This window comes from Nonomuraea sp. NPDC049269, assembly GCF_043197155.1.
Taxonomy (GTDB): domain Bacteria; phylum Actinomycetota; class Actinomycetes; order Streptosporangiales; family Streptosporangiaceae; genus Nonomuraea.
The window spans coordinates 58,711-70,364 of record NZ_JBICSO010000016.1 but is presented as its reverse complement, the minus strand read 5'-3'; the positions used below and the strand labels follow the sequence as shown (position 1 = coordinate 70,364).

The 11,654-nt window shown below is 71.0% G+C and carries 11 protein-coding genes; 5 read left to right on the top strand and 6 right to left on the bottom strand.

Annotated features, from left to right (window positions below):
• Position 1: 1 nt before the first annotated feature.
• The 4 genes from ACGFNP_RS58325 (at position 2) to ACGFNP_RS58310 (ending at position 3,549) form a co-directional block, all read left to right on the top strand.
• The gene (locus ACGFNP_RS58325; protein ID WP_358338536.1) at positions 2–421 is read left to right on the top strand and encodes an OB-fold domain-containing protein; all 420 of its coding nucleotides are present in this window, start codon (positions 2–4) and stop codon (positions 419–421) included.
• Between the two features lie 772 nt (positions 422–1,193).
• Positions 1,194–1,943, top strand: coding sequence for a GntR family transcriptional regulator (locus ACGFNP_RS58320; RefSeq protein WP_214642998.1), 750 nt, complete (start codon positions 1,194–1,196; stop codon positions 1,941–1,943).
• Positions 1,944–2,141: 198 nt separating this feature from the next.
• A complete protein-coding gene (locus ACGFNP_RS58315) occupies positions 2,142–2,744 on the top strand; it encodes a GNAT family N-acetyltransferase (protein WP_393333392.1) in 603 nt (200 codons plus the stop codon).
• A 124-nt stretch (positions 2,745–2,868) separates the two neighbouring features.
• Positions 2,869–3,549, top strand: a complete 681-nt coding sequence (locus ACGFNP_RS58310) for a copper homeostasis protein CutC (protein ID WP_358028902.1) — start codon at positions 2,869–2,871, stop codon at positions 3,547–3,549.
• Between the two features lie 82 nt (positions 3,550–3,631).
• Here ACGFNP_RS58310 and ACGFNP_RS58305 read toward each other — a convergent pair whose 3' ends face one another.
• The 5 genes from ACGFNP_RS58305 to ACGFNP_RS58285 all read right to left on the bottom strand — a co-directional run bounded on the left by ACGFNP_RS58305 (position 3,632) and on the right by ACGFNP_RS58285 (position 10,099).
• Positions 3,632–4,783, bottom strand: coding sequence for a DUF6986 family protein (locus ACGFNP_RS58305; protein WP_358338528.1), 1,152 nt, complete (start codon positions 4,781–4,783; stop codon positions 3,632–3,634).
• Between the two features lie 16 nt (positions 4,784–4,799).
• Complete coding sequence (locus tag ACGFNP_RS58300; protein WP_393333387.1) at positions 4,800–6,101, bottom strand: FAD-dependent oxidoreductase; 1,302 nt, start codon at positions 6,099–6,101, stop codon at positions 4,800–4,802.
• A 139-nt stretch (positions 6,102–6,240) separates the two neighbouring features.
• Positions 6,241–7,740 (bottom strand): AMP-binding protein, encoded by a 1,500-nt coding sequence (locus ACGFNP_RS58295; RefSeq protein ID WP_393333384.1) that lies wholly within the window; start codon positions 7,738–7,740, stop codon positions 6,241–6,243.
• Positions 7,741–7,808: 68 nt separating this feature from the next.
• A complete protein-coding gene (locus tag ACGFNP_RS58290) occupies positions 7,809–9,035 on the bottom strand; it encodes a hypothetical protein (protein WP_393333381.1) in 1,227 nt (408 codons plus the stop codon).
• Complete coding sequence (locus ACGFNP_RS58285) at positions 9,032–10,099, bottom strand: LLM class flavin-dependent oxidoreductase (RefSeq protein ID WP_358338517.1); 1,068 nt, start codon at positions 10,097–10,099, stop codon at positions 9,032–9,034. The genes ACGFNP_RS58290 and ACGFNP_RS58285 overlap by 4 nt, the downstream gene beginning before the upstream one ends.
• A 151-nt stretch (positions 10,100–10,250) precedes the next feature.
• On the opposite strand from ACGFNP_RS58285, the gene ACGFNP_RS58280 reads away from it, so the two are divergent.
• Entirely contained in the window at positions 10,251–10,679 is a 429-nt protein-coding gene (locus tag ACGFNP_RS58280; protein WP_358338514.1) for a hypothetical protein, read from the top strand.
• Here ACGFNP_RS58280 and ACGFNP_RS58275 read toward each other — a convergent pair.
• The gene (locus ACGFNP_RS58275; protein ID WP_393333377.1) at positions 10,665–11,639 is read right to left on the bottom strand and encodes an acyl-CoA dehydrogenase family protein; all 975 of its coding nucleotides are present in this window, start codon (positions 11,637–11,639) and stop codon (positions 10,665–10,667) included. The genes ACGFNP_RS58280 and ACGFNP_RS58275 overlap by 15 nt on opposite strands.
• Positions 11,640–11,654 lie beyond the last annotated feature (15 nt).

Below are 11,654 nucleotides of genomic sequence, written 5' to 3'. Positions count from 1 at the left end.
GATGCCTGACCGGTACGGCAGGCCGCCCCGCGGCGTGCGGCCGACCCCTGATCGGGACTCCAAGGACTGGTGGGACCGGCTCGCCGGCCACGAGTTCACGGTCCAGCGCTGTGACACCTGTCACACCCCTCGCTTCCCGGCCAGGGCCTTCTGCCCGGCCTGCCGTACCGAGAGGTGGCATTGGGAGGTGGTCGCGCCGCAGGGCACGGTGGAGAGCTGGATCGTCAACCGCCGGCCGTTCATGCCCGGCTCGACCGAGCCGTACGTCGTGGTGCTGGTGCGGCTCTCCGCCGTGCCCGGCTGCCTGATTCACGGCGGGTGGGACGGCGATCGCGAGCCCGAGTACGGTCAGGCGGTCCAGGGGGTGTACGCGGACATGGGCGATGACCTGGCACTACTCAATTGGCGGCCAGCTGAGTAGCACGCATCCCCGGGAAATCCTTCGCGGCGCCACCAAGTCGGGAACGATAGGTAGTAATGGGCCTGAAAGCCAATCCCGGTCTGGCCGCCTCCGCACCGCGGCCGGCCACGCACGCCGGGCGCCCGCCTCCGGGGCAGGGCTGGACCGGGCTTGGTGTACGGCGCGGGCCTGGCTAGGCGCAAAGAATGGTGGTCAAAGGCGCGAAGTGCCACAAATGTTATGGAAAAGGAGGAACGCGCGCCCTGGCGGGCGTGGGGGACCCGCCAGGACGCGCTTCCTGCCCCGTGTGCGGCGACACCAGGACTCCGGCGAGGGATGGAGTCCTAGGCCGAGTGTTCGCACACGGAGTTCGTGGGGGAGCGACCCTCTTTCGAGGACTCCGGATGTTGGTAGTGGTCGACGATACGTTGGGCCGCGCCGACGGGGTCATCGATGGGATGTGAGACGGTGGCGCCCTCCTCATTCCAGATGAAGGAACCGTCCTTGCTCCACACGGTCAACTCGGACATACCGTTCCCATTGCTCTGGTAGGTGTGGCAGGGGCCCTGGCGGTGCAACGCGTAACGCAGTAAACGTGTTGCTTCACGAGGGTCTCGCCAGGGCAGGTACGGCGTGCCCGCGTGGACTGGTAACACCGGCCCTCACCCCCTCACCGGCCTTTCGATGGATTTGTACCAACGATTGGATGATGCGGCTGTCAATGGCCATTGGTCAAGGGGTTGTGGCCTGTTAGAACCAGATCGTCTAAATTGTTGGAACAAAAGGGGTGAAAGTGGCAAGGTCGGTCCTGTACCAGCTGGTGGCCTCAGAGCTGAGGAGAGCCATCTACTCCGGTGTACTCGGCCCCGGGGCGCAGCTGCCGACCGAGGCGCAGCTCATGGAAGACCATGGGGTGAGCCGCAACACTGTCCGACTCGCTCTTGGGGAGCTGGTCAACGAAGGGTTGGTCACGCGAACCCCGCGGCGTGGCACGGTCGTCCGTGACCGGAGACCGCTGCTGATCTATCCGCAGCGCGAGCTGGAGCCGCAGCCGTCCGGCGAACTACGCGAAGCTTTCGCCTTCGCCGTGACGCAGGAAGGTCGTGCGCCCAGCCAGTACATAGAGGTCTTGACCGTCTCTCCGGTCGAGGAGATCGCCAGCCGGCTCGAACTGGCCGAAGGGGAACTGGCCGTCGTCCGGCGGCGCCTGCGGTTCGTCGACGGCCAGCCGTACAACACCAACGATTCCTACTTTCCACGTGACCTGGTGGCCAGCACGGAGATCGCCCGGCCGGGCGATATTCCGCGGGGGGCCAACCGGGTGCTGGAGGAGCTCGGACACGAGCAGGTGCGGGTGGTGGACGACATCTGGGCGCGTATGCCCAACCAGGAAGAAGCCGAGCGTCTCCAACTTGAGCTCGGCACACCGGTCATGGTTTACGTCCGGGTTGGTTACGACAACGGCGACATGCCCGTGCGTGTCGCGGTGTCGGTGCTCCCCGCCGACAAGCACTTGATCAGATACGAGCTCGACAGCCGCTGAGCGAGCTCGGTTGGGGGTGATCCCACCGGCCGCCTAAGACGAGCCTCCCGCCTCGCTGGGCAAAGGGAGTCCTGCGCACTCCCTTGATGCGCGATTTCTCGATAGATGTCGCCTCAAACCCCCCGTGCGAGCCAGCGCGCGCTCCAATAGTCACGTTCTGTGTTCGCATGGACACCCGATGTCATGAAGGGCTGAACCGTGCTTTCGAACACCCTGCTCCACCCGCTCGCTCTCCGCCGCGCCGACGCCGCCGATCTCCCGGGCGTCCTGACCCTCCTCGCCGACACGTCCGAATGGCTGCACTCCAGGGGAGTGCGGCAGTGGCCGCGGGGAGGCTTCGGGCCCGAGCGGATCGAGCCACTCATCGCCGAGCGGGTGCTCTACCTCGTGGACGACGAGCTCCGGTACCTCGAGCTGGACGACGAGGCCCCGCCCGTCGCCACGATCGCCCTCGACGACCACGCCGACCCGGAGTTCTGGCGGCGGGCCGACGACCCGGGCTCCGCCCTGTACGTGCACAAGCTCGCCGTCGCCCGGCCCTGGTCGGGCTTCGGCCTCGGGGACGCCCTGCTGGACTGGGCGGGCTCCATGGCGCACGCCTCCGGGTCGCGGTGGCTCCGGCTCGACTGCGCCAAGAACAACCCGCAGTTGCAGGACTACTACCGCAAGCGCGGCTTCCGGCACCTGCGTACGGTCGATCTGCCGCACCGCTCCTCGGGCGCCCTCTTCGAGCGGCCCGCGGAGGAGGCCGCGACGACGGCGTTCCGCGACCTCACGGTCGCCGAGTTGATCGGCGTCTGAGCACACCTGACCGGCGTCCGCCGGTACGACCGTGCCCTGCTTCCCTCAGTGGGGCACGGCCGGCGGGGACTTTTATCCCCCTTCACCCACGGAAATGGGCAGAGCACCATATAACCTCTCCAGCATGACCGGATCCCTCCTAGAGGTGATCGCGCTGAACGTGCGCGACGCCGTGGCCGCTGAGCAGGGCGGAGCCGACCGTCTGGAGGTCGTCGCCGACATGGGTGCCGACGGGCTCACCCCTGCTCCGGAGACGGTCGCCGCGATCGCCGCGGAGTGCCCGCTGCCCCAGATGGTGATGCTGCGCTGCGACGCGACCTTCACCGCCGGTCCCGAGGTGCTCGACCGGCTCCGCCTCGACGTCAAGGCGCTGGCCCAGGCGGGTGCGGCGGGATTCGTGTTCGGCTTCCTCGACGATGCGGGCGCCGTCGACCTGGCCGCCACCGAGGCGCTGATCCACGCGGCGTCGCCGCTGCCGTGGACGTTCCACCGCGCCGTCGACCACGCGGCCGACGTCCAGGCGTCGTGGCGGGCGGTACGGCTGCTGCCCAACCTGGCCACGGTGCTCACGGCGGGCTCGCCCGCCGGGGTGCGGTCCGGGCTGCCGGTGCTCAAGAGCCGGGCCGACGCGGGCGACGGCTCCATCATCCTGGCGGGCGGCGGACTCAAGCCCGCCTACGTGCCGTCCCTGCTGGACTACGGCATCCGCGCGTTCCATGTGGGCTCGGCCGTACGGGAGAACTGGTCGATGCCGGTTGACCAGCGCCGCGTCCGCCAGTGGCGCACCCTGGTCGACCGCGACTGACCCCAGCGCGCCCGGGCCGGGCGCGACCGCTCTCAGCCGAGCTCAGCCGAGCTCAGCCGAGCTCAGCCGAGCTCAGCCGAGCTCAGTCTGGGAGCGTGAGCGCCGCGTCGGCGCGGCGGAGCGCGGCGGCGAGCGTCTTGATCGTGGCGGGCTCGTCCATGACGCCGCCCCCGGCCGCCCGCCGCTCCTCCCAGGCCCGCACCCGGTCCCGGTAGGAGTCGTAGCGCGCCAGATGGAAGGCGTAAACCGTGGCGAACCTGCTCACCAGGTGCGAGGGGTGCATGTCCCAGCCCTGGTAGAACCCATGCCCCAGCGAGTGCCTGACGAGCTCGGCGTGCCGCCGCCACAGCGCGTGCACGTCCTCGGCCGACCCGGAGGCGGGGGAGGCGGCCAGCGACCCGTCGGAGAGCTCGACCCCGGTGCCCGCGAACGCCGTCTGCATCACGTGCCGCGCGTGGTCGCAGGCCGGATGGTCGAGCCGCTGTTCGTGCGGCGGCAGCCCGAGCGCCGCCGTGTAGTCGAACACCCCGAAGTGCGCGCCCGCCAGCCGCCCCCCGAACGACTCGGCCAGCTCCCCGCGCAGGAACAGCACGGTCTGCGGCGCCTCGACCTGGATCTCGAACCGCAGCTCGACGTCCAGCTCCCGCTCCAGCCGCTCCAGGAAGCCGCAGAACTGCCCCAGGTACGCCTCCATGAGGACCTTCGGGAAGGTGACCACGAACCCGGCGGGCAACTCGCCCACCCGCTCGACCACCCCGGTGACGAACCCGTCGAGCGTCCGCACCGACCGCCCGGGATCCCCGTCGGCGAACGACTTGACCCGCAGCCCCCACCGGCGCGGCAGCGCTCCGGCGGCCCGCATCACGGCCACGGCCTCGACGGCTTGCTCGACGTGGCCGTCCTCGTCGCCGGGCCGCCCGCCGTAGCCGTCCTCGAAGTCGATCCGCAGGTCCTCGATCGGCTCGCGGGCGAGCTTGCGCAGCACTCTGTCGTGTACGTCCCGCGCGAGCGCGTCCGGCAGCCCGAACACGGCGGCCAGCTCATCGGGGCCGCTCAGATGCTCCTTGACCAGGTCAAGTGCCTGCGCGCGCCACCCCACGACCGTGCTCGGCGACAGCCGGTCGGCGGGCACGTAGACGGTGTGCACCGGCTGCCAGCCCGGCTCGGCGGCCGGATAGCGGGCCCGCTGGACCCGGTGGGCTTCCTCGAATCCGGGAAGGGACTGGTCTCTCACTGTGGCGCGTCCGTGGTCAGGGTCGGCAGGCCCGCAGCATGGCCTCCAGGCCGGCGAGTTTGACGCGCTCGCCCCGGCCCAGCGACTTGGCCAGCGCGCCCTCCGCCGCCTCGATGGCCAGCCATTCGTCGTACGTCACCGGCCGCACACCCCGTTCGAGCAGCAGCGCGTCGATGGGCGCCGACTGTGTCCGATCATGGCCCGCCAGGTCGGACAGCAGCGTGCGGACCGTCTCCGCCGCGTCCGACTTGTTGGTGCCGATCACGCCTGTAGGGCCGCGCTTGAGCCAGCCCGCCACGTACTCGCGGTCGCGCACCCGTCCGGCCTCGTTGGGCACCGTCATCGACCGTTCGTCGAACGGCACCCCCGGCAGCGGGATGCTCTGGTAGCCGACCGAGCGCAGCACCATGCCCACGGGGAGCGTCTCGAACTCGCCCGTGCCCACCACCCGGCCCTCCTCGGACAGCCGGGTGCGTTCGAGCCTGAGCCCCTCCACCCGGTCCGTGCCGAGGATCTCCACCGGGCGCAGCCAGAAGCGCACGTCGAGGCGGCGCGGGCGGCCGACCGGGGGGCGGGCCGCCCAGGACTGAAGGACGTCGATGTTGCCGCGGATCTGCCGAGGGAAGTCGCCGCCCAGTACGACGGCCTCGTCGTCGCGGACGCAGACGTCGGCGTTCGCCAGCTCGCCGAGCTCCCGCAGCTCCTTCAGCGTGAACTTGGCGTGCTCCGGGCCACGGCGGCCGATCATGTGGATCGCCTTGACCTGGCTGGCGCCCAGACGTTCGAGCACGTCGTGCGGCACGTCCGTGGAGCTGAGCTCGTCGGCGGTCTTGGCCAGCACGCGGACGACATCGACGGCCACGTTCCCGACGCCGATGACCGCGATCTCGGCGCTGTCGAGGGTGAACATGGAGGCGGAGACGTCGGGATGGCCGCAGTACCAGTTGACGAAGTCGGTGGCGGCCACGCTGCCCGGCAGGTCCTCGCCCGGGATGCCGAGCTTCCTGTCGACCATCGCGCCCGTGGCGTAGACGACCGCGTCGTAGTGGCTCAGCAGGTCCTCGACCGACAGGTGCTCGCCGAGCGTGACGCCGCCGAGGAAGCGGACCTCGGGGAGTTCGAGCACCCGGCGGAGGTAATTGGCGATCGACTTGATCGACGTGTGATCGGGCGCGACGCCGTATCGCACGAGCCCGTACGGCGTGGGCAGCCGCTCGACGACGTCGACCCGCACGTCCTCCTGCGCCTGTTTGACCAGGGCCTCGGCCGTGTAGATACCGGCAGGGCCCGACCCGATGACCGCCACGCGCAACGTCACGCTGCCTCCTCCATGTCGGCGATTCTGTTACACGGGGCAAGCGTCCCACCAGATGCGACCAGGCGCTGTGATCGATGTATCCCCGATCGCCGGGACGAATGAACCCATCTTCCGCAAAGGGGGTTCATTCGGCGGTCCTTCAGGAGGCGGACGCGCGGGCGCGGAGGACCATCTTGTCGATCTTGCCGTTGGCGTTGGCGGGCAGCGCCTCGACCACGATGATCCGCTTCGGCACCTTGTAGTTGGACATGTTGTCCTTCGCCCAGCCGAGCAGCGTGCCCGGATCGACCGTCATCCCCGGCCTGGGCACCACATACGCCCAGCCCGCCTCGCCAGAGACCGGGTCGGGCACGCCGATCACGGCCGCCTGCGCCAGCGAGCCTTCGCGCAGCAGCAGCGACTCCACCTCGGCGGGTGAGACGTTGAAGCCGTTGACGATGTAGAGCTCCTTCTTGCGGTCCACGATGGCGAGATTGCCCGCCGGGTCGAGCACGCCGATGTCACCCGTGTGCAGCCAGCCGTCCGGATCGACGACCTCGGCGGTCTTGCCGGGCTCGTCCCAATAGCCGCGCATGACCCCGTACCCGCGCTGCAGGATCTCGCCGCGCTCCCCGGTGGCGACCTCCTTGCCGTCGTCGTCGACGATCCGCACCTCGATCCCGGGCACCGCTCTGCCGGTGGTCGCGGCGATCACCTCGATCGGGTCGCCGGCCCTGGTCATGGAGACGACGGTGCCCTCCATCAGGCCGTACGCGTTGATCATCCGTTCCAGCCCGACCCGTTCGACCAGCCGGGTGATCAGCGCTGCGGGCACGGCGGCGGCGCCGCAGATGGCCACGCGCAGCGACGACACGTCCCAGTCGGCGCGGTCCAGCTCGTCGAGCAGCCGGTGGAACAGCGTCGGCGGGCCCGCCAGGATGCTCACCCGGCCGTCCGAGATCAGCGACATCAGGGCGTCGGGGGTGAAGATCCTGATCGGCATCATGGTCGCCCGCCGGAGCACGCAGGCGATCAGCCCGGCGTTGAGCCCGAAACCATGGCTGAACGGGGCGATCACCGGATATCGGTCGTGCTCGTCCAGGGTGACGATCTCGGACCAGTCCCAGTAGCCGCGCAGGACCTGGGCGTGGTCCAGCATCACGCCCTTGGGGGTGCCGGTGGTGCCGGAGGTGGACATGATCTCGCACAGATCGCCTGGTCGTACGGCCAGCGCCCGCTCCTCGACGCCCGCGGGCTCTGTGAGGAGCCGCGCTCCCCGCGCCGTGCCGGGGCCCAGCACGTGGCGCAGGCCGGTGCCCGGTGGCAGAAGGTCGGCGAGGACGACGCCGGGCGGGCCCTCGCCCGTGACCAGGACCTCGGCGCCGGTCTTCGCGATCATCGCCGCCGCCTCCAGGCCCTTGGCGCGCGAGGAGAGCGGCACGATCACCGCACCGGCGTCCCAGATGCCGAAGGCGTGCATCACCCAGTACGGGTCGTTGACGCCCCACATGGCCACCCGGTCACCCGGCCGGACACCGAGCTCGATGAGCTCGTGTGCCACGCGGGCGGCTCCGGCGCGGAGCTCCGCCATGGTCACGCGGGTGCCGCCGTCGACGATCACGATCGTGTCCGGGTGGCGGTCCGCCTGGTCGCGAAGCATGCGGGGGAGCGTCCCCCAGTCCGGCATCGGTCCCATCGGTGCGCGCCTCCGGTTGCACGATCAAACGGTTACACGATCAGCGCCCGGTCGCGGCCCAGGTGGTGGCCGCGCAGGTCGGTCAGCACGCCGGGGCCCGGCGCCTCGGCGATCTCCGGTGCGATCTCCACGCCGAGCGAGATCGGGGTCAGCCCCTGGATCGCCTGCTGGATCCGCCCCCGCCACATCGGATTGCGTACCAGGCTCTCCCTGCCGAACGTGACCGTGAGCACCGCGGTGTCCAGCGTGCCCGGCCGGCTGATCGTCAGCTCCCATCGGGACACGCCGTCGATCTTGGCCAGCGCCTTCTCGATCCGCGGCAGCGACAGCCACACGCCCCGGACCAGCACGTGCTCGCCGACCGTGTGCGCGGGAGCGGGCAATCCTGGGTCACCGGCTCGCGTGTCGTCGCCGGACGCGGGCGAGTCGGACGCGGGCGAGTCGGTACGCACCACCTGGCCGGTACGCAGGACGGCGTCGCCGAGCGCCGAGTGACCGTGAGGGGTGATCACCAACTCGGCCACCCCGGACGGCTCCGAGTGCCGCAGCACGTCCTTGGTCAGCGAGGCCAGGTGCAGCACGCCGTCCGCCAGGGGAGTGAGCGGGTCGTTCTCGGCCGCCCGCCAGGCCAGGGCGCCGCCGCTGAAGGGGTTGGCGTACACCTCGGTCACGTGGGCGTCGAACTCGCCCGCCAGGTGGCGGAGTGTCCGCTTCGAGGCGATCTCCCCGGTCAGGACGATGTGCCGCAGTCCCAGGTCAAGCGGGTCGAGAAGGAACTCCAGGTGCAGCCTGGCCAGCAGGTCCATCGCACCTGTCGGGGTGGCGACCAGCGTGGTGGCGCCCAGGGCGGACAGCGCGTGGATCAGCCGCATGCGGCCGCGCGGCCCCACGGAGGCCGCCGCCGACGCCACGTCCGCCGCCGCGGCGGCCCAGAGGGCGCCCGCCGGTTCGGCCAGCGCCACCACGACCCGGTCGCGTCCGCCCACGCCTGCCGCACGCAGTGCCGCCCCGGTCAGTCCCGCCGCCTCCGCGCGGTCGCCGGACCCGAGCGGGAAGGCGCTGGAGGCGTCGGGAGCGACCAGTAGCAGCCCCGTGGCGGACCGCGCGCCCGCCCGGAGATCGTCCCGCGTCAGCCACCGCGCGGCGGCGGCCTCGGCCGACGCGTCCCGGCCGCTCGCGGAGCCGGCCGTCGGGCCGGTCGTCGGCCCGGTCGTCGGGTCGGCCGTGGAGCCGGTCCCGCCGGTCTCCGGGGCGGTCACTTGGCCACCTCGGTCATGAACAGCGTCATCGCCTCGCACACCCGGTCGTGCGCCAGCCCGCCCACCTGCGCCTGGATGATCAGATCCGTCGCCCCGGCCTCCGCGATCCTGGCCAGGGCCTTGCGCGAGCCCGCCACGTCGTCCACCACGACCATCAGGTGCTCACGCAGCGTCGCCATCGCCTCCTCGGGCGGCATCCCGGCCGCGAGCTGGCCGAGGACCCGATGGGTGGCGTGCCGCGCGTCGTAGTAGTCCGGTGGGGTGACGAGGTTGACCTGGCGGCGGATGTACCACAGGACGGCGTCGGCGGCCGTCTCGTTGGCCTCGTCGCGGGTGGGCGCGACGAACCAGGGGATCATCAGCGCGACCCGGCGCGAGGCGGGATCGAACCCGGCCGCGGCCAGGCGCTCGCGGTACTGGGCGATGTCGGCGGCCACGTCGTCGATGCCCTTGACCATCGTCATGCCGAGCAGGTTGTAGCCGTGCTCGGCCGCCGCCAGGTAGCCCTCCAGTGATGTCGAGGCCACCCAGACCGGCGGGTGCGGCTGCTGCACCGGGCGCGGATAGACGGCCACGTCCGGGATCTCGAAGAACTCGTTCGAGCGGCTGACCGGCTCTCCGTCGGCCCGCCAGATGGCCAGTGTCGCCTCCAGCGAGTCCTCCCAGATCTGCCGCGACTTCTCGAACGGCCGCTGGAACGCCTGGTACTCCAGGGGTGAGGCTCCGCGCCCGGTGCCGAACTCCACCCGGCCGCCGCTCAGCACGTCAAGGGTGGCGACCCGCTCCGCCGTACGGATCGGCGACTGGAACGGCAGCAGCACCACGCCCAGCCCGAGATGGATCCGTTCGGTCCGCTGGGAGATCGCGGACAGCACCAGATCGGGCGCGGAGGAATGGGAGAACCCTCGGGTGAAGTGATGTTCGACGAACCAGGCGGTGTCGAAGCCGAGCCGGTCGCCGAGCACGACCTGGTCGATCACGTTCTGGAACGCCTGTTGTTCGACCTCGCGGGAGCGCCCGCGGACCTCCAGCTCGTACCCCAGGCTGATCCGTAGGGACGTCATCGCGCCTCCGGCGAAAGTAGTAAACCAAGCGCTCGCTTGGTAGAGACTATCAGCACCAAAGACTTGCGGGAAGGGCGCGTTCGCGATCAGAGTGATGCACGTGAGGCGAAAGCACGCGCTAAGGCGGCCGAAAGATGGCACGCTTCCCGATATGCGGGACGATGACTTCTCGCTCACGAGCGGGCGTGGTTTCGAGGCGTTCGGCCGGGTGATGGCCGCCCTCGCGACCGAGGCCGAGTTCATCGAGACGTGCCGGGATCTGACCTGGTGGCGCGGCGCCGACCACAGCTGGCACATCGAATGGCGCGACGGCCCGTACGCCTCCGAGGTGGCGGCGCTGCTGGCCGCGCAGGTGCGCAATCCCGCGTACGAGGACGAGCTCGGCAGGCCCGCCGGGCCGGGCGACAGCCGGTCGGCGGTGCTCGACGTGATGGGCGTCCGCTTCGAGCTGCGGGCCATCGATCCGCTGGGCCGCGAGCGCGTACGCGACAAGCCGGGATTCTGGCGGCTGGCCGAGGCGCTCGACACCACCCGCAGTACGAACGCCCCGCGCCCCTGGGAGACGCTACTGGGCGGTTGACCCGCCGGCGGGGCCCTGGAAGACGTACGCGGCCAGCCGTTCGCGGTGCGCCCGCGGCGGGCAGAAGAGCTGCGCGTCGGAGGTGGCCCGTTTGAGGTAGCGGTGGGCCGGATGCTCCCAGGTCACCCCGATCCCGCCGTGGACCTGGATGTTCTCGCCCGCCGCCGTGAGATACGCCTCGGTGCAGTACGACCCGGCGATCGCCGCGAAGGACTCGGACCCGGCCGCCGCCCGCGCCGCCGACCTGGCCGACTCGACGAGCAGCAGCAGGTCGGCCAGCTTGTGCTTGACGGCCTGGAAGGAGCCGATCGGCCGGCCGAACTGGTGGCGCAGCTTCGCGTGCTCGACGGCCATCTCCAGACAGCGTTCGGCCCCGCCCACCTGCTCGGCCGCCAGCGCCGCGATGCCGAGGTCGCGCACCCGGCTCCACGCCGCGCCGTCGCCGGCCGGCCGTACCTGGACGTGGTCGAAGGACAGCTCGGCCAGTGGCCGGCTCTCGTCCATGGTCTGGTGCGCCACACGCCGCGTGGGCACGGCCTCGACCAGGAGCCCGTCCGCGTAGGCCAGCACCACGTCGCCCTCCAGCGCGTACGGCACGACGCCCGTGAGCAGGCCGTCCCGGAGGGTCAGGTCGCCCTCACCCGGCAGGACGACGGTCGCTGTCACCGAGCCGTCGGCCAGCGCGGGCAGGAGCCGGGCCATCGCCGCCTCGTCGCCGCTCGCCTTGAGTGCCTCGACGGCCAGGACGGCGCTCTGCAGGAAGGGGTGGGGGGACAGGGTCCTGCCCAGCTCTCCGGCCACGACCGCGGTCTCGGCCGGGCCGCAGCCCGCTCCGCCGTACTCCTCGGGAACGGCGAGGCCGGCGGCGCCGAGGTCGCGCGCGAACGCCGGCCAGGGCGCGGCGGGACGGTCGGCGAGATAGGCGCGGACGACGGCGCGCAGCTCGTCTGTGACGGTCACCGGGCAAGCTTAACC